The organism is Aeromonas enterica (assembly GCF_054052465.1).
The window spans coordinates 171,384-193,055 of sequence record NZ_JBSTYL010000003.1 but is presented as its reverse complement, the minus strand read 5'-3'; the positions used below and the strand labels follow the sequence as shown (position 1 = coordinate 193,055).

Sequence of the window (21,672 nt, the reverse complement as noted above, 5' to 3'; positions counted from 1 at the left end):
CATGGGGCCAACGGCATCAGCCCAGCTTGGCGCCGTTCTCCACCGCCTGCTCCGGGATGGCCATCACTACGGCGCCGTCGGCCCGATAGAAACCGGTCAGCAGAAACTCCGACTGGATTGGGCCTATCTGTTTGGGGGGAAAGTTGACCACGGCGACTATCTGGCGTCCCACCAGATCCTCCGGGCGATAGAGATCCGTTATCTGGGCGCTGCTCTTGCGCACCCCGAGCTCGGGGCCGAAATCCGCCCACACCTTGTAGGCGGGCCGGCGCGCCTCGGGGAAGGGCTCGACCCGCACCAGGGTGCCCACTCTCAGTTCCACCATCTCGAAATCCTGCCAGCTAATGGTCTGCATCTTGGCTCCTCCTTTCACACACCTTGCATTGGCCTCAGCATGCCTCGAAACGGTGCTGACTGTCTTCGGTGACTGGCCGCCCTGTTACGGCGAAAGGCCGTTTTGCTGGCGCCAGAGGGAGGGGGGCAGCCCGCTCTCGATCAGGAAGCGCTCGCTGAAGGCTCCCTGATTCTGGTAGCCGCAGCGACTGGCGATCTCGCCTATGGGTAGCTGGGTGTGGGCAAGCAGGGTGCGTGCCAGCGTCATGCGCCGCCCCCGAATGTAGTGGGAGACGCTCATCCCCAGCTGCTGACGAAAGGCGTGCTTGAACTGGCTCTGACCGAGGCAGGCGATGGCGGCGAGCCGTTCATTGGTGAGGGGCTCGGCGAGGTGGGCCTCGATGTGGCGCTGCACCTTGAGGATACGGGCAGCAAGACGCGGGGGAACAGAGGAGTGCACTCCTTGCCCTTGTGCCAGCAGGGAGAGCCACACCTGCTCCATACCCGCCACCTGGCGACCCGCTACCACCATGTGGTGCAGGAAGGCGAGGTAGTGGCGCTGTGGCTCGTCCAGCTCGATAAAGGGGCGAGCCGCCAGATCGCCGGGGAGCCAGTCACTCTCCTGCACCAGAAACGAGAGGGCGGGATCGGCGGCGTAGTCGTGCCGCTCGCCGGGGGCTATCACGCAGGCAAAACCGGGGGCGAGGCGGCGCCCCTGACCCTGCACCTCGATCTCGATGGGGCCGTCCAGGGGGATCACCAGCTGGGCGAAGTCGTGGCTGTGGCTGCGGATGTCGCTCTGGTAGCGACGCAGGCTGAAGGGGGAGGCGGCGGATTGCAATGACGCGGCCCGGGGCCGCGTCATCTTCAAAAAGGGTTTGCTGTTTGGCATCTGCAGCAGGATTACTCGGCGTCGAAATCTTCGATCTCTTTGCCCAGCGCTTCCATGATGGCGCGCGCCTCGGCGGGGACGCTGTCTGGATGATCCTTGCGCAGATCGTCGTCGCAGGGCAGCGGCTGGCCGGTGAACGCGTGCAGGAAGGCTTCACAGAGCAGCTCACTGTTGGTCGCATGACGCAGGTTGTTCACCTGGCGACGGGTGCGCTCATCGGTCAACACCTTCAACACCTTGAGCGGGATCGAGACGGTAATCTTCTTGACCTGTTCGCTCTTCTTACCGTGTTCCGCGTAGGGGCTGACGTAGTCGCCGTTCCACTCTGTACCCATGATCCACCTGTTCTCGTTTGGCCGTGAGCGCGGATTTTAACCCTTGTGGAAATTAATGGCAATCCAACAGCAAAGCCATTTAGACGTCTGGAAGTGTTGACGGCTTTTTTGTGCTGGCGTAAGGTAGTTCACCATAGGCCAGCAATGGCAAGATAGCCGTGGCAGAAGCAGAGCGGCCATCGCCCAGAGACAGTTCAAGGAGAGAGTGACATGACCCACAAGGCCACCCAGGCGGTACGCACCGGGATTGAGACAGACACACAGCACGGTGCCGTGGTGCCGCCCATCTACCTCTCCAGCAACTACACCTTTGCCGACTTTGGCGAGCCCCGTCAATACGATTATGCCCGTTCCGGCAACCCGACCCGCACCAATCTGGCGGACGCGCTGGCGGCGCTGGAAGGGGGGGCCGGTGCCGTGGTGACCGGCACCGGCATGGGGGCCATCCATCTGGTGACGACGGCCCTGCTCAAGACGGGGGATCTGCTGATCGCCCCCCACGACTGTTACGGCGGCACCTGGCGCCTGTTCGAGTATCTGGCAGCCAAGGGCCACTACCGGGTGCAGTTCGTCGATCAAGGGGATGACTCCGCGCTGGCCGAAGCGCTGGCACAGAAGCCGGCGCTGGTATGGGTGGAGACCCCCTCCAACCCCCTGTTGCGGGTGGTGGACATTGCCGCCATCGCCGCCTCCTCCCATGAAGTGGGGGCTCAGGTGGTGGTGGACAACACCTTCCTCTCGCCGCTGTTGCAACAGCCGCTGGCGCTCGGTGCCGACCTGGTGGTGCACTCCACCACCAAGTACATCAACGGTCACTCCGACGTGGTGGGCGGCGTGGCCATTGCCAAGGAGCAGGCGCTGGCCGAGTCGCTGGTGTGGTGGGCCAACTGCCTGGGGCTCACCTCCGGGGCGTTCGACTCTTACCTCACCCTGCGCGGCTTGCGCACCCTGGCCCCCAGATTGCGCGCCCATCAGGAGAACACGGATCGCATCCTCACCTTCCTGCAGCAACAGCCGCTGGTCAAAAAAATCTATCACCCCAGCCTGCCGACCCATCCGGGCCACGATATTGCGCGCCGTCAACAGTCCGGCTTCGGCGCCATGCTAAGTTTTGAACTCGATTGCAGCGAGGCCGGATTGCGCACCTTCCTCGCGGCCCTCACCCTCTTCTCGGTGGCCGAGTCCCTCGGCGGGGTGGAGAGTCTGGTGGCCCATCCGGCCAGCATGACCCACAGGGCCATGACACCGGCGGCGCAGCAGGCGGCGGGCATCAGCGCCCAGTTGTTGCGGCTGTCGGTCGGCATTGAACACGGTGAAGACCTGGTGGCCGATCTGGCTCAGGCTTTTGAACAGGCGCAGCAGGCAGAGCAGGTAGCGAAGTAATGGAACAGCAGCAACAAGGAGAGATCGCGGTGGCAACAGAAGCAGGATTGAAGCGGCGCCATGTGCACAAGTTTGGTGGCAGCAGTCTGGCGGATCCGGTCTGCTATCGCCGGGTCGCGGCTATCGTCGAGCAGCAGGTTGGCGGAGATGAACTGATCGTGGTTTCTGCCGCCGGCAAGACCACCAACCGGTTGATCCAGCTGGTGGAGCTGGCCGAGGCGGGGGACGAGGCCGCCGGTGAAGCCATCACCGCCCTGCACGCCTATCAGCAGAGCCTGATCGACGGCCTGCTGGAGGGGGATCTGCAGCTCGACTTGAGCCAGCAACTGGCCGACGACATGCAACTGATCGCCAAGACCCTGGAGGGGCAGTTTGACCGCTTCGCCCGCAACGGCCTGCTCGCCTTTGGCGAGGTGTGGTCGGCGCGCCTCTTGGCGGCCCTGCTCACCAGCCGCGGCGACAAGGCCATCTGGCTCGATGCCCGCAGCTTCCTGCGCGCCGAGGACGGCGCCCTGGTCAAGGTGGATACTGCGCTTTCCAGCGAACTGCTCAAGGCGCGGCTGGCCGAACATGCCGGTCGCATAGTGGTGACAGGTTTCATCGCCGCCGACATGGAAGGGCGCTCCCTGCTGCTCGGTCGCAACGGCTCCGACTACAGCGCCAGCCTGCTGGCCCTGCTGGCGGACGGCGAATCCACCACCATCTGGAGCGACGTGGCCGGGGTCTACAGCGCCGACCCGCGTCGGGTCAAGGAGGCGCGCCTGCTGGAGCGTCTGAGCCTGGCCGAAGCGAACGAGCTGGCCCGCCTCGGCTCCTCGGTGCTCCATTCGCGCACCCTGCAGCCGGTGGCCGACAGCCGCCAGCGCCTTACCCTGCGCTGCAGCTACAACCCGGATGAGGGCTGCACCCATATTCTGCGCCGGGCGCCGCGCTCCGGTGGCGCCCGCATCGTCTCCTCGGTGGACCAGATTGCCCTGATCGAGCTGAAAGTGCTGCCGCAGACCCATTATGAGCAAACGGTGGCGGCCATCGAAGCCCATCTGGCCCGCCACCGCCTCAACCCGCTCACCCTGCAGCGCCAGCCGGATCGGCGGGTGCTGCGTCTGGCCTACACCCTGGAAGTGGCGGAAGGGGCGTTCGAGCTGCTGCGCGACTTCCAGCTGCAGGGCAGCTTCACCGGCCTGATCCAGAAAGAGGGGTTCAGTCTGGTGGCTTTGGTGGGTGCAGGGGTGACCGACAACGCCGAGCAGTGTCACCGCTTCTATCAGTTGCTGGCGGATCAGCCGCTGGAGTTCGTGCAGGTGGCCAGAGATGGCCTGAGTCTGGTGGCCGTCGTGCGCCAGGTGGTGCTGGAGCCCCTACTTATCGCTCTGCACAGCGCCCTGTTCAGCCGCCCGACCCGGGTCGGCCTGGTGGTGTTCGGCAAGGGCAACATAGGCGGCCACTGGCTGAGCCTCTATGGCCGCGAGAAGGCGCGGCTCGAACATGAACTCAATCTGGCGCTGACTCTCTACGGGGTGTTCAGCTCGGAAGGGGGCCTGCTGGACGAAGAGGGACTGGATCCCCTCAAGGTGCAGGACAAGTTCAACCCCAAACCGCTGATCTGGCCCGAGCTGCTGGCCCAGCTTGAGCAGCACAGTTTCGATACCCTGATTGCGCTGGACATGACCGCCAGCGAGACGGTGAGCCGCTACTACCCGGACTTCGCCCAGCTCGGCATCCACATCATAGCGGCCAACAAGTTTGCCGGTGCCGCCGACAGCGAGTTCTACCAGCGCATCAAGCAGAGCTGCCGCGATCATCAGGTGCAGTGGCGTTACAACGCTACCGTGGGCGCCGGGCTGCCGATCCAGTCCAGCATCCAGATGCTGCGCCAGAGCGGCGACCGCATTCAGGGGGTCTCCGGCATTTTCTCCGGCACCCTCTCCTGGCTGTTCCAGCAGTATGACGGCAGCCGCCCCTTCTCCGAACTGGTGGACGAGGCGTGGCAGCACGGCCTGACCGAGCCGGATCCTCGCGAGGATCTCTCCGGCCAGGATGTGCGTCGCAAGCTGCTGATCCTGGCGCGAGAGGCAGGCTTTGAACTCGACTCTGCCGACATCGAGCTGGAGAACCTGGTGCCCGTGCCCCTGCGCAAGGTGAGTACGGATCAGTTCATGGACAGGCTGAAAGAGTTGGACGGCCCGATCCAGAGCGCCTTCGAGGGAGCCAAGCGCCTCGGCAAGGTGCTGCGTTACGTCGCCCGCTTCGAGCACGATGGCAAGGCGCGGGTCGGGCTGGAGGCACTGGAGCCCCACCACCCGTTCGCCAACCTGCTGCCGTGCGACAATATCTTCGCCATCGAAAGCGACAGCTACCGCACCAACCCGCTGGTCATCCAGGGGCCGGGCGCAGGCCGCGAGGTAACGGCGGCGGCGATCCAGTACGATCTCTGGCAGATCTGTGCCTCTCTCTAAGACACATGGTGGGGAGTGTGATCCACCTATCTAACCGAATAAAAAGGCACCATAGTGGCGCCTTTTTTCTTATATATACCGTAATAATGCGTTATCCATATCTTAATCTGCTGACATAAGGACGGATCTTTTCCATGGACGGTAATGCAAATACAGATGTAAATAAGGAGAAGAAAGAGCAAGTGATATTGCTCTATGGGAGATGTCTGCTCAATCTTCAGCAGTTTGAGCTTTTGCTTAAGCGGGTGCTTCCGTCGCTGAAGATGGAAGGCAATATAGATACGCTGGAAGATAATCGAAAGGTGGATGCACAGGCGCTTAGCCGAAAAATGCTGGGGCAGCTGATTGGCGAATTTGTAAGTCGTATGGGTGAAAGCAAAAATGAACCTGAGCTGGATGCTAAAATTGATAAGCCTTATATCCACTTTAAGTTTGAATTAGGTAATATTGAAGAGCATTGTTTACGTTTACAGAATCTGCTTGAGATGCGTAATGAATTGGTGCACCATTTTCTTGAAACGTTTCCGCTTAATTCAGACGAGAATTGTGAGAGTGCATTAATTCACTTGGCTCATATATCCATGAAGATTGAAGAAAACCGCCTAGCGTTTAGAGCCATGTTGAAAGCATTTGAGGCGTGGCGTAATTATCTATATCAGCTTTTGAGCTCCGATGCTGACATGTCCCTATTGTTTGGTGAAGAGCTATCGGAGTCATCTGATAGGTAGTCGAAGATAATATTGAAGGAATGTGCACACGCGCTGTTATCTCAATCTTCTCGTCATTGACGGCTCTTTGCCATCCGTTCCAAAAAAAGGGCGCCAATCTGGCGCCCTTTTTCTATGTGTGTTGCAGTCTGTCAGACATTCTCCCTTCGCTATCAGGAACTCAACATCCAGCCTGCTGCAAACCCCAGAAACAGGACACCGCTGGCACCGTTGTAAAAACGGCGAATACGCGTGTCCAGCAAGTAACGGCTCGCCTTGTGCCCCACTACTGCATATCCCCAGTAAACGCAGAGGTGGATGAGGGTGGTGGTCAGTGCCATCAGACCCCACTGAGGCATGAGCGCACGTTCAGCGTCGACAAACTGGGGTAATAGCGCTACCACAAACATCAGGGCCTTGGGGTTAGAAAGCGTGACCAGAAATGCTTGGCGAAACAGTTTCCAAACCTGCGTTGGCCCGGCGTGCTCTGCTGGTCCCTTGGTGACCGTGTCGACAGGAGTGATCAGTAACCGTATGCCGAGATAGCCCAAGTAGGCACCTCCCGCATATTTCATTACCAACACAATGGGCGTCGCAGTTTGCATGGCGGCAGACAGACTCAGGGCACTAACAGCCATCAGCCCCTGAAAAGCCACCACATTGCCCAAGACACCGATAACGGCAGCACGAACGCCATGAGTCAGGCCATTGTGGATCGCCAGCCAGACGGATGGTCCAGGTGATAGCAGCAGGGTGGTGATAACAGCCAGGAAGGCCAGAAAGCTCGTTAGCGTCATGACCTATGCCTCCATATCGTTGGGCCTGACAGCGGATCGCTGCAGCTTGCAGCAGGACCATATTCTCGTATCACGTGACAGACTCGAATGCGGTACTCATGAAATAGCTCATTTTTCCCCCGAGCCTGGGCCACCTTATGGTCATGGTGCGTACGCCATGCTTGAATGGCTGCTTCACTCTCCCAGTACGACAAGGAGAGATAGGTTTGCGGGGCATTCAAATTCTGGAAGCGCTCGACGCTGATAAAGCCCTCGACCTTTTCCAGCTCTTCTTTCAAGACGGCAGCGGCATCAAGATAAGCCTCAACCCCTTGCGGAAAGGGGGTGACCTCGAAGATAACGGCATACATCAGAAGGACCTCCCATGGTGGCGATCTGTTGCAGGGATCAGGCGCAAAAAGGATCGGGACTCTTGCAGAATAAAGCGCCCCTCTTGGGCAAACGCAAAGTTGGCTCTCCCGAGCTCGGATTCCCGCAGTCGTTGGCGATAGTGCTCGTAGTCAGCCAAGGATTCGAAGGCGATCAAGCCGAATGCCCGATAGTTGGTGCCTTCGTGAGGAGCAAAATAGCCGATGAGGTCACCACCGCCTGCGGGGATAATGTCTGCCCACTGGTTGGCGTATTGCTCAAAGAGATCTGCTTTGAGGGGGTCAATCTGGTACTCAATAAAACAGGTAATTGTCATCCTGGCGTCTCAACAGAGGTGAACAGGTTGCCAACTTAGCCTGGTCATCAGGGTCATGCTTCGAGGGTGGCCGAACTATCAAAGGAATATGGTATGGAACCCGATATTGCCTATGTGGCGAGCCTGATAGGTGACAAAGCCCGTTCGCGCATGCTGACGGCACTCATGGGTGGCAAGGCGCTGACAGCCACTGAACTGGCGCTGGAAGGGGAGATCACGGCCCAGACTGCCAGCAGTCACCTCGGCAAGCTGGTAGAGGGAGGCTTGCTGAGCATGCGCAAGCAGGGCCGTCACAGGTACTTTCAACTGAGCGACCCTGCGGTGGCTGAAGTTATCGAGCGAATGCTGACGCTGTCCGTGACCAGCTCCCCCGCCAAGGTCAGGACGGGTCCCAGGGATCCGCATCTGCGTCAAGCCCGAGTCTGCTATGACCACCTGGCCGGCGAGCTGGGTGTGCGGCTGTTTGATGCTCTGCAGCAGCAGGAATTTCTGGAGATACAAGGGGATGACGCCAGGCTGACCCAGCTTGGCGAGACATTCTTCACGGGGCTGGGGATTGATCTCTGCTTGCTACGCCAGGGTAGACGCCCAATGTGCAAGGCTTGTCTCGATTGGAGCGAGCGCCGCAGTCATCTCGCAGGCACACTGGGGCAGTGGATTCTGGACGATGCCCTGGCCCAGCGCTGGTTCAGGCACCGTCCGGATTCCCGCGTGATCGAGGTTAACGAGGTGGGTGCCAGGCTGTTTGCAAAACGCTATGGAATTACCTAGTTCCCCATAGTGCCATGTGCACGACAAATAACGAAAAGGGCGCCAATCTGGCGCCCTTTGTCTATTTGTATTGCTGCCAGCCATCAACCCGTATTGCGCATACCTGCGGCGATACCGGCGATGGTGACCATCAGTGCCTGATCCAGCTCGGGGTGCAGGATCTCGGCATGGTTGCGCGAGCGGCCCAGCAACTCGACCTGCAGCACGTTGAGGGGATCCGTGTAGGGGTTGCGCAGCTTGATGGACTCCTTGATCCAGGGCTGGTCGTCGAGCAGATCGCCCTGCGGGCGCAGCTCCAGCACCACCTGGATGGAGTCGGCAAGCTCCTGGCGCAGCTGTTTGCCCAGACCCCACAGCTCTTTCGGTACCAGACGGGTGTCGTAGTACTCGGCGAGCCAGACGTCGGCTTTGAGGAACACCATCTCCAGCATCTCGAGGCGGGTGCGGAAGAAGGGCCACTGGCGGCTCATCTCTTCCAGCACGCTCTTCTGGCCGTCGGCGATGGCCTGTTGCAGCCCCTTGTGGGCACCGAGCCAGGCCGGCAGCATCAGCCGGTTCTGGGTCCAGGCGAAGATCCAGGGGATGGCGCGCAGGCTCTCGACGCCGCCGTTGGGCTTGCGCTTGGAGGGGCGTGAGCCGAGCGGCAGTTTGCCGAGCTCCATCTCGGGGGTGGCGGCGCGGAAGTAGGGCACGAAGTCCGGGTGGCCGCGCACGATACTGCGGTAGTGATCACAAGAGACGGTGGCCAACTGCTCCATCACGGCGCGCCAGCACTCCTTGGGCTTGGGTGGTGGCAGCAGGTTCCCTTCCAGCACGGCGCTGGTGTAGAGATTCAGGCTGTGGATGGCCACTTTTGGCAGGCCGAACTTGAAGCGGATCATCTCGCCCTGTTCGGTCACCCGCAGGCCGCCGCGCAGGGATCCCGGCGGTTGTGACAGGATCGCCTGATGGGCGGGGGCGCCGCCACGACCGACGGTGCCACCACGGCCATGGAACAGGGTCAGGCGCAGATTGTTGGCCTCGGCCAGTGCCACCAGGGATTCCATGGCGGCGTACTGGGCCCAGCCGGCGGCCATCATGCCCGCATCCTTGGCGGAATCCGAGTAGCCTATCATCACGTACTGACGACCCTGGATGTAACCGCGATACCAGTCCACCGACAGCAGGCGCTCCATCACGGCGGTGCCCGCCATCAGGTCTTCCTGGGTCTCGAACAGGGGAGCGACCGGCATGCGGAACTTGCAACCGGCTTCCTTCAGCAGCAGCTGCACCGCCAGCACGTCGGACGGTGCGCCGGCCATGGAGATGATGTAGATGCCGAACGCATCGGGATCGTGACCGGCGATCACCCGACAGGTGTCTATGGTCTCGCGGGTCTCGTCGCTCGGTTCCCAGTCGGTCGGGATCAGCGGGCGGCGGGAGTTCAGCTCGTTGAGCAGGAAAGCCTGCTTGTCGTCCTCGCTCCACTCGGCGTAGTCGCCCATGCCGAGGTAACGGGTCAGCTCGGAGAAGACCTGACCGTGGCGCTCGCCATCCTGGCGGATGTCCAGCTTGACCAGATGGATGCCGAAACAGGCCAGCTTGCGCAGCACGTCCAGCAGCATACCGTCGGCTATGTTGCCCATGCCGCAGGCGTGCAGCGAGTGGTAGCAGAGCTCCAGCGGCTCGCGCAGCTGGGCGGTGGTCTTGACCAGATCCCGGCTCTCGCTCGCCTGACCCTGCACCTTGGCGGTGAGAAATTCCTGGGTCTCGCGCAGCTGTTCACGCAGCTCGCGCACCAGGGCGCGGTAAGGCTCGGGGTGATCGCCCACCCGCTCGCGCACGGCGTCTGTGCAGTCGGACATGGAGAGCTCGGAGGTGAGCTCCTTGATGTCCTTGTAGAACAGGTTGACCGCCATCCAGCGGCCCAGCTCCAGCACCTCGGCGGTCACCTTGGCGGTGACGAAGGGGTTGCCGTCACGGTCACCGCCCATCCATGAGGTGAACTTGACCGGCGCGGCATCCAGCGGCAGCCGCACACCCAGATGGTGTTGCAGCCGCTCGTCCAGATTGCGCATGAATTCGGGAATGGCCGGCCACAGGCTGTTTTCCACCACGGCGAAACCCCACTTGGCTTCGTCCACCGGGGTCGGACGTTGCTCGCGGATCTCGTTGGTGTGCCAGGCCTGATTGACCAGCTGCTCGATGCGATTGAGGATCTTGTCCCGCTCGCGGGGCAGCAGATCGGAGAGTTCCAGCGCTTCCAGGCAGTCGTTGAGCTGCACGTGCTTGTGGATCAGGGTGCGACGGGTCACCTCGGTCGGGTGAGCGGTCAGCACCAGGTCGATATCCAGCTCGCGTACGGCCTGGATGATGGCTTCCTGTGACAGGTTGGAGGCCTTGAGCTTGGCGAACATCTGCTCCAGCGGATCCGGGGTGCAGACCTGCTCTTCACAGCGGCGGGAGATGGTGTGGAACTGTTCGGCCACGTTGGCCAGGTTGAGGAATTGGCTGAAAGCGCGGGCCACCGGCAGCAGCTCGTCATCGCTCAGGGTGCGCAGGGTATCGAGCAGACGTTCCCGGTCTGCCTCATTGCCTTTGCGGGAGGATTTGGCCAACTGGCGAATGGTTTCGATCTTGTCGAGAAAGGCCTGTCCCTGATGATCCTTGATGGACTTGCCCAGCAGTTGACCCAGCATGCCTACGTTGGCGCGTAGCGCGGCGTACTTTTCGTTCATTCCACATCCTTATCTGGTTGGTGTCTCTCTCCATCCGAGGTGAGAGACAGCCTCACTTATTGTTGTGTGATTACAACATATGCTCCGTCATCTTAGGGTGACAATCTACCCAGATTGTCTGCGCAAGGTCAAATAACAGGCCGATTCAGAACATGTATTTCCCTCACCTGTCCCGAGGCGGCATGTTATGTAACTTACTTACATTCCCGTCAATTCAGAGGCAAAACCGGCGTATCAGGTGTTGCAATACGCTGGTGGTCGGTTTGACGAACGACAGATCGAGATATTCGTCCGGCTGATGGGCCTGGGTGATATGGCCCGGGCCCAGCACGATTGTCTGGCATCCCAGCTGCTGGATAAAGGGTGCCTCGGTGCAATAGTTCACGGATTCGGCCGCCCGGCCGCTCGCCTTCTCGGCCTCTCGCACCAGCACAGAGTCGTCCGCGCAGGCATAGGCGGGGATGGGTTCGTGCAGGTGCTGCAGATGCAGGCAGCCCGGCTGGTGGACTTCGATGGGGGTGAGTGCCTCCTTCAGCATGCCCATCAGCTCGTCCGGCCCCACCTGCGGGGTGGGGCGCATGTCGATGTGCAGCTCGCAGCAGCCGCAGATGCGGTTCGGGCTGTCGCCACCCTGGATGTAGCCAAGGTTCAGGGTCGGTTGCGGCACGGCAAAGCGGTGGTCGGCGTAGCGATCTTTCAGATCCTGCTGCAAGCGGAGCACCCGCCCCATGGCCTGGTGCATTATCTCCAGCGCGTTGACGCCGTTGGCGGGATCCGAGCTGTGACCGCTCCGGCCCGTGATGCGGATGGCTTCTGACATGTGCCCCTTGTGGGCCACCACGGGCACCAGCCCGGTGGGCTCGCCAATCACCGCGTAGTCGGGTTTCAGCTCGGCCGCCGCGGCGATGGCGCGGGCCCCCGCCATTGTGGTCTCCTCATCGGCGGTGGCCAGGATGCGCAGCGGCTTGCTGAGGGTGGTCAGATCTATCTCTTTGAGCGCCTCCACTATGAAGGCGAAGAAGCCCTTCATGTCGATGGTGCCGAGGCCGTACAGGCGGTTGCCCTCTTCGGTGACCTTGAAGGGATCCTTGCTCCAGGCGCCCTCGTCGAACGGGACAGTATCGGTATGGCCCGCCAGCAGCAGGCCGCCCTCGCCCTGACCGATCGTCGCCACCAGATTGAACTTGCCCGGCAGGTCCGGCAGCGCCGTCACTTCGCACTGAAAACCGAGCTGGCCGAACCAGTCGGCCAGCAGCCGGATCACCGCCTCGTTGCTCTGATCCCAGCGGGGATCCGTGCTGCTGATGGAGGGAATCGCAATAATATTCTTATAAAGTGCAAAAAAATCCAGATTGGCCATCAGCTCCTCCTTGCGTCCCCGGAATGTTTCTGTTAGAAAATACAAATGCAAAGTGAGTGCATGAATATTCTGTGAGTTTGCCTGAATATCTGGCTCATCGACAAGGCTTCTAGTTGTAAGGGAAAGTTAATGTTCTGTCACCTGATCTATAACCGACGACACACACCCGCCTGAATTGCCCCTCCGCACGCGTTGCGACAAAGGGGGCGGTTCCTCACCCCTTGCACCCTCTGCAGCACCATGCTGTGAATTTCGAACCCTGACTTGGAATACTCAATAATGCTTAACACCGTTATCGTCGGTGCCAGTGGCTACGCGGGAGCCGAACTGGCCGCACTGGTCCAGAACCATCCACAACTCAAGCTGTTCGGCCTCTATGTGTCGGCCGGCAGCCAGGATGCGCACAAGCGTTTCTCTTCCCTGCATCCCCAGTGGGTCGGCGCGCTGGATCAGCCGCTGCTGCCGCTGGACGAGGATGGCATGACCCGGATCCTGACCCAGGTCGATCTGGTGCTGCTGGCCACCGCCCACGAGGTAAGTGCCGAGCTTGCGCCCAAGTTTCTGGCCAAGGGTCTGCCGGTGTTCGATCTCTCCGGTGCCTTCAGGGTCAAGGATCAAGGCTTCTACGACAACTTCTACGGCTTCACCCACGACAGCGAGCAGTGGCTGGATCAGGCCGCCTACGGCCTGGCGGAATGGAACAGCGATGCCATTGCCGCCGCCCAGCTGATTGCGGTGCCGGGTTGCTACCCGACCGCCTCCCTGTGCGCCCTCAAGCCGCTGCAGCAGGCTGGCCTCATCGCCAAGGGGTGGCAGCCCATCATCAACGCCGTCTCCGGGGTCTCCGGCGCCGGTCGCAAGGCTGCCATCAACACCAGCTTCTGCGAAGTGAGCCTCAACCCCTACGGCACCTTCAATCACAGGCATCAGCCGGAGATCAGCCACCACCTGGGCTGCGAGGTGCTGTTCCAGCCCCACCTCGGCAACTATGTGCGCGGCATTCTGGCCACCATCTATGTGCAACTGGCGGACGGCGTGACGCCGACTCAGGTGGATCAGGCTTTCCTCAAGGCTTACGAAGGCAAGCCGCTGGTGCGCCTCACCGGCCAGATGCCCTCCATCCGTGGCGTGGCGGGCACCCCTTACTGCGACATTGCCTGGCAACAGCAGGGCAACATGCTGGTGGTGGTTTCCGCCATCGACAATCTGCTCAAGGGCGCCGCCTCCCAGGCTATGCAATGCATAAATATCAAATTCGGATTTGAACCGGCCACCGGCCTGATTTAAGGACTTAAGGAAGGATCTCGAACATGGACAAACAGACGTTGGTAATCAAGTTGGGTGGTGCCCTTATCGAGAATGACGAGGCGCTGACCGCCCTGTTCACCACCCTCAAAACCTTTCTCGACGATCAGCACAGACCTCTGGTGCTGGTGCACGGCGGCGGCTGTCTGGTGGATGACCTGCTCAAGGGGCTGGGTCTGACTTCCACCAAGAAGAACGGCCTGCGGGTGACCCCGTTCGAGCAGATCCCCTTCATCGCCGGCGCCCTGGCGGGGACCGCCAACAAGCAGATGATGGCCAAGGCCATCGCCACCGGCATTCCGGCGGTGGGGCTCTGCCTCGCCGATGGCGGCCTGTGTCAGGTGACCCAGCTCGACCCGGATCTCGGTGCGGTCGGCGACTGCAAACCGGGCAACCCGGCGCTGGTGACCGGCATCCTGGGGCAAGGCTTCCTGCCGGTGGTGAGCTCCATCGGCATCACCGCCGACGGCCAGCTGATGAACGTCAACGCGGATCAGGCAGCCACGGCGATTGCCGAGGCGCTCGGCGCCGATCTGGTGATGCTGTCGGACGTGAGCGGCATCCTGGATGGCAAGGGCAAGCTGGTGCCGCAGCTCGACAAGGCGACCGCACTGGATCTGATGGAGAAAGGGGTGATCCGCGATGGTATGGCGGTCAAGGTCGAAGCGGCCCTACATGCCGCAGAGACGCTCGGCAAGCCGGTCTGTGTCGCCAGCTGGCGCTACCCGGATCAGCTGCTCAAGCTGCTGGCTGGCGGCGCCGTCGGCACCCAAGTAGCCATTTGATCTCCACCGGAACAAGGAACATCCGATGCAACATCTTCTGAAAGACAGCGATCTGAACAAAGCCCAGATCGAGGCGCTGATTGCGCTGGGCAAAGCGGTCAAGGCCGACCCGAAAAAGTACAGCCAGGCGCTGGCGGGCAAAAGCGTGGTTACCCTGTTCGAGAAGCCCTCCCTGCGTACCCGGGTCACCTTTGACATCGGTATCGCCAGACTCGGCGGCCACAGCGTCTATCTGGATCAACAGAACGGCGCGCTCGGCAAACGCGAATCGGTGCAGGACTTTGCCGCCAACCTGTCGCGCTGGTGTGACGCCATCGTCGCGCGGGTGTTCGACCACCAGACGCTTGTTGGATTGGCTGAGCATGGCACTGTGCCCGTGGTTAACAGCCTGTGCAATCTCTACCACCCCTGCCAGGGGCTGGCCGACTTTATGACCATTGCCGAGCACTACGCGGATCTGTCCAAGGTGAAGCTGGCGTATCTGGGCGATGGCAACAACGTCAGCCACTCTCTGCTGCTGCTGGGGGCCACCTTGGGTACGGATGTGACCCTGATCTGCCCCAAGGGCCACGGCCCGGATACCCAGATCTTCCTGCAGGCCCAGGCGCTGGCGGCCGATTCCGGCGCCACCATTCACATCAGCGATGACGTGGGGGATATCGAAGGGTTTGACGTGGTTTACACGGATACCTGGGTCTCCATGGGTGACAACACGCCAATGGAGCAGGTAAAAGATATCTTTATGCCTTATCAGATCAACCAGGCCCTGCTCAACCGCACCGGCATCCAGCATGTGCTGCACTGCCAGCCGGCGCACCGGGAGCTGGAGATCACCTCCCAGGTCATGGATGGCCCAGCCTCCCTCATCATGGACGAGGCAGAGAACCGTATGCATATCCAGAACGCCGTGCTGCTGACCCTGCTTGGGCACAAGTAACGCGGCAACCGACCCCAAATAACAACCTTTTATCGAATCATCATGGAGAGAAGTAAAATGAGCGGAATCAACAAGATCGTATTGGCTTACTCGGGCGGACTGGATACCTCGGCCATCATTCCCTGGCTGAAAGAGAACTACGATGCGGAGATCATCGCCTTCGTCGCCGACGTGGGTCAGGAACGTGACGATCTGGAAGGGATAGAGCAAAAAGCCATCGCCTCCGGCGCCACCAAGTGCATCGTCAAGGACCTGCGCGAAGAGTTCGTCAAGGAGTATGTCTACCCGACTCTGAAGACCGGCGCCGTCTACGAAGGCACCTACCTGCTTGGCACCTCAATGGCGCGTCCCATCATTGCCAAGGCCATGGTGGAAGCTGCGCTGGCGGAAGGCGCCGACGCCATCTCCCACGGTTGCACCGGCAAGGGTAACGATCAGGTGCGTTTCGAAGGCGCCGTGGCGGCCCTGGCCCCGCAACTGAAGGTGATCGCCCCCTGGCGTCTGTGGGACATGCGCTCCCGGGAAGATCTGCTGGCCTATCTGGAGACCCGCAACATCCCCTGCAAGGCGACCCTAAAGAAGATCTACAGCCGCGACGCCAACGCCTGGCACATCTCCACCGAAGGTGGCGAGCTGGAGAGCACCTGGAACGAGCCGTCCGAGGCGGTCTGGCAGTGGACTGTCTCCGCCGAGCAGGCACCGAACGAGCCAGAATACGTCAAGCTGACAGTTGCCCAGGGTGAAGTCGTCGCCGTTGACGATCAGCCGCTGAGCCCGCACCAGATCCTGATGACCCTGAACGAGCGTGCCGGCAAGCACGGCGTGGGCCGCATCGACATCACCGAAAACCGGATGGTGGGTATGAAGTCCCGTGGCTGCTACGAGACCCCGGGCGGTACCGTGATGGTCGCCGCACTGCGCGCCGTGGAAGAGCTGGTACTGGATCGCCCGACCCGCGCCTGGCGGGAGAAGCTGGGTGCCGAGTTCTCCCACCTGGTCTATGACGGTCGCTGGTTCACCCCGCTGTGCAAGGCCATTGTCGCCTCCGCCAACGCCATCGCCGAGGATCTCGACGGTGAAGTGGTGCTGAAGATGTACAAGGGTCAGGTCACCGCAGTGCAGAAGAAGTCACCGAACAGCCTCTACTCCGAAGACTTCGCCACCTTCGGCGCCGATGAAGTGTACGACCAGAGCCACGCGGAAGGCTTCATCCGTCTCTACACCCTGGCCAGCCGGATCCGCGCCATGAAGGAGCAGCATCAGGCGATCGGCGGTGACCACACTCACGGCTAAGCAAGCGCTATGACCCGTTGATTCCAGTGAGGGGGCATAGCCCCCTCTTTTATAGGCAGAGGGCATGGCCCCCTGACCCATCATTGGCGGGTGTGACAAGAGCGGCAGCGCCTCGGCCGCTTCTGTGAGATAACAGGCTCGCAGAAAAACAGGGCACGATTTCAAGCTCGGGGGCCAAGACGCCGCCGACAACGCATTCAAGGAGAGCAGTATGGCACTTTGGGGTGGACGCTTCAGTCAGGGAGCCGATAGCCGGTTCAAGCAGTTCAACGATTCGCTGCGGTTCGATTACCGGTTGGCGGAGCAGGATATCCAGGGCTCCATGGCCTGGGCCAAGGCGCTGGTGAAAGTAGGCGTATTGACCGCCGACGAGCAGGGAAAGTTGCAACAGGCGATGGAGGTGTTGCTTGCCTCGGTGCAGCAGGATCCCCAGCAGATCCTGAGCTCGGATGCCGAAGACATCCACTCCTGGGTTGAAGGCAAGCTTATTGACGCCGTGGGGACCCTCGGCAAGAAGCTGCACACCGGCCGCTCGCGCAACGATCAGGTCGCAACCGATCTGAAACTCTGGTGCAAGGCCCAAGGGGAGCTGCTGCTCGCCTCCATCACAGGCTTGCAACAGGGGCTGGTGGCCTCTGCCCGCGAAAATCAGGCTGCGGTGCTGCCCGGCTACACCCACCTGCAGCGGGCCCAGCCGGTCACCTACGCCCACTGGGCGCTGGCCTATGTGGAGATGCTGGAGCGGGATTACTCCCGGCTGCAGGATGCTCTCAAGCGTCTCGATACCAGCCCGCTCGGCTGCGGCGCGCTGGCGGGCACTGCCTATGCCATCGACCGCGAAGCGCTGGCACTGGATATGGGTTTTGGTGGTGCGACCCGCAACAGCCTGGATTCGGTCTCCGACCGGGATCACGTGGTGGAGCTGATGCACGTCGCGTCCCTCTCCATGACTCACCTGTCGCGCTTTGCCGAAGACCTTATCTTCTACAACACGGGCGAGGCGGGTTTCGTGGAGTTGTCCGATGCGGTCACTTCCGGCTCCTCCCTGATGCCGCAGAAGAAGAACCCCGATGCGCTTGAGCTGATCCGTGGTAAGACAGGCCGGGTGGTGGGCGCCCAGATGGGCATGCTGATGAGCCTGAAGGCGCTGCCGCTGGCCTACAACAAAGACATGCAGGAAGACAAGGAGGGGTTGTTCGATGCCCTCGACACCTGGCACGACTGCCTCGACATGGCGGCGCTGGTGCTGATCGACTTGAAGGTGAACGTCGAGCGTACCATGGCGGCGGCCCAGGGCGGCTACGCCAACGCCACCGAGCTGGCGGACTATCTGGTGGCCAAGGGCATTCCTTTCCGCGAGGCGCACCATATCGTCGGCGAGACGGTGGTCTATGCGCTTGAGGTGAAGAAGCCGCTGGAAGATCTCTCTTTGGCTGAGTTCCAGCGCTTCAGCCCTGTCATCGGCGAGGATGTCTATCCCAACCTGGAGCTCGAAGCGACCCTGGCCAAGCGGGTCGCCAAAGGCGGCGTCGCCCGCGAGCTGGTGGATGCGGCCCTCACAGCCGCCGAACAGTGGCTGGCAAAACGGGCGGGTTGATTCAACCGGCTTGTCATTTGAATAAGAAAGCAAAACGGCAACCTCGGTTGCCGTTTTTTATTGATCGAAGCCCTTCACGCGCTGGCATTGAGCAGCTTGCCAACGCCTTCCCCCTTGCCATTGGGCAGGGTCTGTTTGAAGGCGCCGAGCAGCTGATCCAGGTTCAGGTCGCTGTTGCCAAGGGAGCCCTTGAGGGTGTCGAGTTCGCTTTGCAGCGCGTCGAGACGGGTGCTTTGGGTGCCGCTGGCCAGCTGGTTGCGAGCGGTATCGATGGCGGCTGGGAGGGATTGGTCACTATTCTCCTGCCCCAGGGTCTGCATCAGCTCCCCCATAAAGTGGTTGATGGCAGATCGGTTCTGTTCGCTGTCGGCATCCTTGACTCCGAGCCGCTGGAACAGGCTCTGGACTGTGGGGGCCAGGCGATCTTCCTGCGCAGGCTGCTGCGTCTGTTGCGTTTTGGCACTGCCGCTCAGCAGCTGGCTGCCCAGCTTGAGAGCGATCGAGGCGATGGGAAGCAGGGTGCTGATCATGATGTCACTCTCCGGTACGGCTGATGACAGTGATGGAGCAGGGATTGGGCCAGTTTGGTGAAGAATGCGGCAGTCGTGGGCAGGCCGCTGATCCTGTTGTGAATTTAGTTTTGAAGGTCGTAGGGGGAGGGGCAAGTGTGGGGGAAAGCGGCAACCCCTTGCAGCCCGGAAGCTGGCCAGTTTGCCGCCGTGGCTGCCGGCTCACAGATTCTTGAACGGGCGGCGCTTCTCCTCTTCAATGACGATGGCTTCCAGATTGGCGATCCGCTCCCGCAGCTCCTGGATGAGCACATCCTGTTTGCCGAGGCGATCCGTGATGCGGATATCCCCCAGCTGGTAGCGGGCGCGTTTGCTGAGATAGCCGAACAGCATGCTGATAAAGACGATCAGGACTATGCCTGTCCACAGACTCATATTGCCTCCCTGTCATCTGCTCCACGTCGGGGGCTAGTACAGCCATTCTGTCACCCTGGGGGAACCTTGCCCAGTGACCGGTCGGGGTGACGGCGATTTGTAAGCGTCTGGTTACAAAAAGCCCGCCAATTGCCTCGACCCTGGCGCGTCTGTGCTGGTAACTTAGGGCCGATCTTCGTAGCCAGATTGATAATGCCATGGACAGTAAAGTCATTCTCATCGTCGATGACAGCCAGGCGCTGACCGATACCCTCACCGAGTATCTGGGCCGCGCCGGCTTCGAGGTACGCACTGCCTGCGATGGCGAGGCCATGTGGCAGCAGGTGCGCCAGGGCATGCCGGATCTGGTGATCCTGGATGTGATGCTGCCAGGGGATGACGGCTTCACCCTCTGCTCCCAGCTGCGCCGCCTCTCCAACGTGCCCATCATGATGCTGACCGCCGTGACCGAGGATGCCGATCGCATCGCCGGGCTCGAGATAGGGGCGGATGATTACCTCACCAAGAGTTTCAATCCCCGCGAGCTGCTGGCCCGGATCAAGGCGCTGCTGCGGCGCAGTCGCCTCACCCAGCAGGCGGCAACCGCCAGGCGCATCAGCTTCGGCTCCTGGACCCTGGACAGCGTGACCCGCCAGCTCTCCCGGGCGGGGGAGGCGCCACGCCAGCTGTCGGGGGCCGACTACACCCTGCTCGGTCTCTTTATTCGCCACCCCAACGAGTTGCTCAGTCGGGATCTCATCTCCCAGGAGATCTGGGGACGGGAGAGCGACCCCTTCGAGCGAGGCATAGACGTGCAGGTATCCCGGCTGCGCCAGGCCCTGGATGACAAGGATCGCACCCTGATCATGACGGTGCGCAACAAGGGTTACATGCTGGCGACCGAGACCGTCTATGAGGCCTAGTCGGGGCTGGGCGCCACGCTCCCTGGCCAGTCGTACCAGCCTGTTTCTGCTGTGCGTCATACTGGCGGCCGAGCTGTGCGCCGGTTTTTTCTGGTATCGCCACAGTAACCAGGCCCAGGAGCAGGGGTTGATCAGCACGGTGCGCAGCATGGCCTTGAGCGCCTCCTCCACCATCGCCTTCTTTCGCAAGCTGCCCCAGGATTACCGTCATCTGGTGCTGGAGCAACTGCGCAACATGGGAGGCACCCGCTTCTTCGTCTCCCTCAACAACCACCCGCTGCCGGTGACCCCCATCTCGGGTTCGCACCGCCGGACCCAGATGGTGGGAGAAGTGGAGCGGGTGCTGCAACAGGAGCTGGGTCACGAGGTGACCAGCAGGGTCGACTTCACCAGCCGAGCCGATCTGCGGGTATTCAACACAGAGATCCCCATCGACGATCTGCCCCTGAACTGGGCCCACTACAGCCTGGCCCTGGGCGAACTCAATCCACCGATCCTGGTGATCCAGATTGCCGTCGCGCCCGGCGCCTGGTTCTATCTGGCGGCGGCCTTGCCCGCCCCTTACGAGAGCCTGGATCCCCGTTTCTTCACTCCGAGCCAGCTCGGTTTCATGTTGGGGTCGGCATTGATCATTCTGATCGCCACCTGGTGGGTGGTGCGAAAGGAGATAAGGCCCATCCGCAATCTGGCCCGGGCCGCGACCCTGCTCGACAGCAAGCGGGAGGTCCCCGAGGTGCAGGAGGAAGGCAGCAGCGAGACCCGGGCCGCCATCCATGCCTTCAACAAGATGCAGCGGCGCATTCGCAGTCATCTGCACGAGCGGGATCTGCTGTTCAGCGCCATGTCCCATGATCTCAAGACCCCGCTGGCCTGTCTCAAGCTGCGTACCGAGATGCTGGCGGACCCAGAGGAGCAGAGCAAGTTTGCCGCCCACCTGGACGAGATGGAGCTGATGGTGAAGGGGGCACTGCAGTGCATGAAGGAGACCCACATTCACGAGGAGATAGAGGCGCTGGATCTGATGGAGATGCTGCGCCGCTGTGGCGAGCTCCATAACCATGATGAACCCAGGATGACGTTGCAAGGGCCCCCCAGCCTGATGCTGGTCGGCAAGCCGCTGGCCATCAAGCGCTGTCTGCAAAACATCATAGACAACGGCATCAAGTACGGAGAGCGCCTGAGGGTGCAAGTGACGCATCAGGGGGACAAGGTGAGGATCGCATTCAGCGACCAGGGGCCGGGTATCAGTCCGGCGCTGATGGAGCGGGTATTTGACCCCTACTTTAGGGTCGCGTCGACCAAGGCCCTGCCCGGCAGCGGGCTCGGCCTGACCATAGCTCGCCACATTGCCCGCATCCACGGCGGCGACATTCATCTTCACAACCATCAACCCCATGGTCTGACCCTGGTACTGGAGCTCAACCTTGACTGATTTCCTGCGCACCCTGCCCGGCCGCTCACCATCGCCCGCAT

21 protein-coding genes are annotated in these 21,672 nt (G+C 61.3%); 11 read left to right on the top strand and 10 right to left on the bottom strand.

The window, feature by feature from the left end:
* Window positions 1–16: 16 nt before the first annotated feature.
* The 3 genes from ACW5XD_RS04970 to metJ form a co-directional block, all read right to left on the bottom strand.
* Complete coding sequence (locus tag ACW5XD_RS04970; protein WP_043140821.1) at window positions 17–355, bottom strand: tRNA-binding protein; 339 nt, start codon at window positions 353–355, stop codon at window positions 17–19.
* Between the two features lie 84 nt (window positions 356–439).
* A complete protein-coding gene (locus tag ACW5XD_RS04965) occupies window positions 440–1,198 on the bottom strand; it encodes a helix-turn-helix domain-containing protein (RefSeq protein ID WP_456494066.1) in 759 nt (252 codons plus the stop codon).
* A 38-nt stretch (window positions 1,199–1,236) separates the two neighbouring features.
* The gene (gene metJ / locus ACW5XD_RS04960) at window positions 1,237–1,560 is read right to left on the bottom strand and encodes a met regulon transcriptional regulator MetJ (RefSeq protein ID WP_005327165.1); all 324 of its coding nucleotides are present in this window, start codon (window positions 1,558–1,560) and stop codon (window positions 1,237–1,239) included.
* A gap of 210 nt (window positions 1,561–1,770) precedes the next feature.
* Here metJ and metB point away from each other — a divergent pair, with 210 nt between their 5' ends.
* From metB to ACW5XD_RS04945, 3 genes are all read left to right on the top strand, one after another.
* Entirely contained in the window at window positions 1,771–2,943 is a 1,173-nt protein-coding gene (gene metB, locus ACW5XD_RS04955; protein WP_456493899.1) for a cystathionine gamma-synthase, read from the top strand.
* Entirely contained in the window at window positions 2,943–5,399 is a 2,457-nt protein-coding gene (locus ACW5XD_RS04950; protein ID WP_456493898.1) for a bifunctional aspartate kinase/homoserine dehydrogenase II, read from the top strand. Before metB ends, ACW5XD_RS04950 begins: the two co-directional genes overlap by 1 nt.
* 134 nt (window positions 5,400–5,533) lie before the next feature.
* Complete coding sequence (locus ACW5XD_RS04945) at window positions 5,534–6,127, top strand: hypothetical protein (protein WP_456493897.1); 594 nt, start codon at window positions 5,534–5,536, stop codon at window positions 6,125–6,127.
* A gap of 152 nt (window positions 6,128–6,279) precedes the next feature.
* On the opposite strand, the gene ACW5XD_RS04940 is transcribed toward ACW5XD_RS04945, so the two are convergent.
* From ACW5XD_RS04940 to ACW5XD_RS04930, 3 genes are read right to left on the bottom strand one after another with little or no spacing between them, the layout of a single operon-like run.
* Window positions 6,280–6,903 carry a LysE family translocator gene (locus ACW5XD_RS04940; RefSeq protein ID WP_456493896.1) on the bottom strand — a complete coding sequence of 208 codons (624 nt, stop codon included), beginning with the start codon at window positions 6,901–6,903 and terminating at the stop codon, window positions 6,280–6,282.
* On the bottom strand, window positions 6,900–7,253 hold the full coding sequence (locus ACW5XD_RS04935) for an antibiotic biosynthesis monooxygenase family protein (RefSeq protein WP_456493895.1): 354 nt from the start codon (window positions 7,251–7,253) through the stop codon (window positions 6,900–6,902). The genes ACW5XD_RS04940 and ACW5XD_RS04935 overlap by 4 nt, the downstream gene beginning before the upstream one ends.
* Window positions 7,253–7,588: an NIPSNAP family protein gene (locus ACW5XD_RS04930; RefSeq protein WP_456493894.1), complete on the bottom strand. Its 336-nt coding sequence runs from the start codon at window positions 7,586–7,588 to the stop codon at window positions 7,253–7,255. The genes ACW5XD_RS04935 and ACW5XD_RS04930 overlap by 1 nt, the downstream gene beginning before the upstream one ends.
* Window positions 7,589–7,681: 93 nt before the next feature.
* Here ACW5XD_RS04930 and ACW5XD_RS04925 point away from each other — a divergent pair, with 93 nt between their 5' ends.
* Window positions 7,682–8,359, top strand: a complete 678-nt coding sequence (locus ACW5XD_RS04925; RefSeq protein WP_456493893.1) for an ArsR/SmtB family transcription factor — start codon at window positions 7,682–7,684, stop codon at window positions 8,357–8,359.
* Window positions 8,360–8,442: 83 nt separating this feature from the next.
* Here the strand turns inward: ACW5XD_RS04925 and ppc are convergent, their stop codons facing one another.
* Both ppc and argE read right to left on the bottom strand, forming a co-directional pair.
* Entirely contained in the window at window positions 8,443–11,076 is a 2,634-nt protein-coding gene (ppc, locus tag ACW5XD_RS04920; protein WP_456493892.1) for a phosphoenolpyruvate carboxylase, read from the bottom strand.
* A gap of 214 nt (window positions 11,077–11,290) precedes the next feature.
* On the bottom strand, window positions 11,291–12,436 hold the full coding sequence (argE, locus tag ACW5XD_RS04915) for an acetylornithine deacetylase (RefSeq protein ID WP_456493891.1): 1,146 nt from the start codon (window positions 12,434–12,436) through the stop codon (window positions 11,291–11,293).
* Between the two features lie 279 nt (window positions 12,437–12,715).
* On the opposite strand from argE, the gene argC reads away from it, so the two are divergent.
* The 5 genes from argC (at window position 12,716) to argH (ending at window position 18,353) form a co-directional block, all read left to right on the top strand.
* On the top strand, window positions 12,716–13,723 hold the full coding sequence (gene argC / locus ACW5XD_RS04910) for an N-acetyl-gamma-glutamyl-phosphate reductase (RefSeq protein ID WP_456493890.1): 1,008 nt from the start codon (window positions 12,716–12,718) through the stop codon (window positions 13,721–13,723).
* Between the two features lie 23 nt (window positions 13,724–13,746).
* Window positions 13,747–14,526: an acetylglutamate kinase gene (gene argB / locus ACW5XD_RS04905; RefSeq protein WP_456493889.1), complete on the top strand. Its 780-nt coding sequence runs from the start codon at window positions 13,747–13,749 to the stop codon at window positions 14,524–14,526.
* Window positions 14,527–14,551: 25 nt separating this feature from the next.
* Window positions 14,552–15,463, top strand: a complete 912-nt coding sequence (locus ACW5XD_RS04900) for an ornithine carbamoyltransferase (RefSeq protein WP_456493888.1) — start codon at window positions 14,552–14,554, stop codon at window positions 15,461–15,463.
* 57 nt (window positions 15,464–15,520) lie between these two features.
* Window positions 15,521–16,756 (top strand): argininosuccinate synthase, encoded by a 1,236-nt coding sequence (locus ACW5XD_RS04895; RefSeq protein WP_456493887.1) that lies wholly within the window; start codon window positions 15,521–15,523, stop codon window positions 16,754–16,756.
* 211 nt (window positions 16,757–16,967) lie between these two features.
* Window positions 16,968–18,353, top strand: a complete 1,386-nt coding sequence (gene argH / locus ACW5XD_RS04890) for an argininosuccinate lyase (protein WP_456493886.1) — start codon at window positions 16,968–16,970, stop codon at window positions 18,351–18,353.
* A 74-nt stretch (window positions 18,354–18,427) separates the two neighbouring features.
* Here argH and ACW5XD_RS04885 read toward each other — a convergent pair whose 3' ends face one another.
* Both ACW5XD_RS04885 and ACW5XD_RS04880 read right to left on the bottom strand, forming a co-directional pair.
* Complete coding sequence (locus ACW5XD_RS04885; RefSeq protein WP_456493885.1) at window positions 18,428–18,883, bottom strand: hypothetical protein; 456 nt, start codon at window positions 18,881–18,883, stop codon at window positions 18,428–18,430.
* Window positions 18,884–19,084: 201 nt separating this feature from the next.
* Entirely contained in the window at window positions 19,085–19,297 is a 213-nt protein-coding gene (locus tag ACW5XD_RS04880; protein WP_456493884.1) for a hypothetical protein, read from the bottom strand.
* 197 nt (window positions 19,298–19,494) lie between these two features.
* On the opposite strand from ACW5XD_RS04880, the gene ACW5XD_RS04875 reads away from it, so the two are divergent.
* Both ACW5XD_RS04875 and ACW5XD_RS04870 read left to right on the top strand, forming a co-directional pair.
* Window positions 19,495–20,199 carry a response regulator transcription factor gene (locus tag ACW5XD_RS04875; RefSeq protein WP_427229499.1) on the top strand — a complete coding sequence of 235 codons (705 nt, stop codon included), beginning with the start codon at window positions 19,495–19,497 and terminating at the stop codon, window positions 20,197–20,199.
* On the top strand, window positions 20,189–21,631 hold the full coding sequence (locus tag ACW5XD_RS04870; protein ID WP_456493883.1) for a HAMP domain-containing sensor histidine kinase: 1,443 nt from the start codon (window positions 20,189–20,191) through the stop codon (window positions 21,629–21,631). The genes ACW5XD_RS04875 and ACW5XD_RS04870 overlap by 11 nt, the downstream gene beginning before the upstream one ends.
* Window positions 21,632–21,672 lie beyond the last annotated feature (41 nt).

Bases quoted from the DNA above. Each gene is read 5' to 3' on its own strand.
- ppc (WP_456493892.1), bottom strand. From the start codon at position 11,076: ATGAACGAAAAGTACGCCGCGCTACGCGCCAACGTAGGCATGCTGGGT.
- ACW5XD_RS04935 (WP_456493895.1), bottom strand. From the start codon at position 7,253: ATGTATGCCGTTATCTTCGAGGTCACCCCCTTTCCGCAAGGGGTTGAG.
- ACW5XD_RS04870 (WP_456493883.1), top strand. From the start codon at position 20,189: ATGAGGCCTAGTCGGGGCTGGGCGCCACGCTCCCTGGCCAGTCGTACC.
- ACW5XD_RS04900 (WP_456493888.1), top strand. From the start codon at position 14,552: ATGCAACATCTTCTGAAAGACAGCGATCTGAACAAAGCCCAGATCGAG.
- ACW5XD_RS04885 (WP_456493885.1), bottom strand. From the start codon at position 18,883: ATGATCAGCACCCTGCTTCCCATCGCCTCGATCGCTCTCAAGCTGGGC.
- ACW5XD_RS04965 (WP_456494066.1), bottom strand. From the start codon at position 1,198: ATGACGCGGCCCCGGGCCGCGTCATTGCAATCCGCCGCCTCCCCCTTC.
- ACW5XD_RS04925 (WP_456493893.1), top strand. From the start codon at position 7,682: ATGGAACCCGATATTGCCTATGTGGCGAGCCTGATAGGTGACAAAGCC.
- ACW5XD_RS04875 (WP_427229499.1), top strand. From the start codon at position 19,495: ATGGACAGTAAAGTCATTCTCATCGTCGATGACAGCCAGGCGCTGACC.
- ACW5XD_RS04940 (WP_456493896.1), bottom strand. From the start codon at position 6,903: ATGACGCTAACGAGCTTTCTGGCCTTCCTGGCTGTTATCACCACCCTG.
- ACW5XD_RS04950 (WP_456493898.1), top strand. From the start codon at position 2,943: ATGGAACAGCAGCAACAAGGAGAGATCGCGGTGGCAACAGAAGCAGGA.
- ACW5XD_RS04880 (WP_456493884.1), bottom strand. From the start codon at position 19,297: ATGAGTCTGTGGACAGGCATAGTCCTGATCGTCTTTATCAGCATGCTG.
- ACW5XD_RS04930 (WP_456493894.1), bottom strand. From the start codon at position 7,588: ATGACAATTACCTGTTTTATTGAGTACCAGATTGACCCCCTCAAAGCA.
- argC (WP_456493890.1), top strand. From the start codon at position 12,716: ATGCTTAACACCGTTATCGTCGGTGCCAGTGGCTACGCGGGAGCCGAA.
- argB (WP_456493889.1), top strand. From the start codon at position 13,747: ATGGACAAACAGACGTTGGTAATCAAGTTGGGTGGTGCCCTTATCGAG.
- ACW5XD_RS04945 (WP_456493897.1), top strand. From the start codon at position 5,534: ATGGACGGTAATGCAAATACAGATGTAAATAAGGAGAAGAAAGAGCAA.
- metJ (WP_005327165.1), bottom strand. From the start codon at position 1,560: ATGGGTACAGAGTGGAACGGCGACTACGTCAGCCCCTACGCGGAACAC.
- ACW5XD_RS04970 (WP_043140821.1), bottom strand. From the start codon at position 355: ATGCAGACCATTAGCTGGCAGGATTTCGAGATGGTGGAACTGAGAGTG.
- argH (WP_456493886.1), top strand. From the start codon at position 16,968: ATGGCACTTTGGGGTGGACGCTTCAGTCAGGGAGCCGATAGCCGGTTC.
- argE (WP_456493891.1), bottom strand. From the start codon at position 12,436: ATGGCCAATCTGGATTTTTTTGCACTTTATAAGAATATTATTGCGATT.
- ACW5XD_RS04895 (WP_456493887.1), top strand. From the start codon at position 15,521: ATGAGCGGAATCAACAAGATCGTATTGGCTTACTCGGGCGGACTGGAT.
- metB (WP_456493899.1), top strand. From the start codon at position 1,771: ATGACCCACAAGGCCACCCAGGCGGTACGCACCGGGATTGAGACAGAC.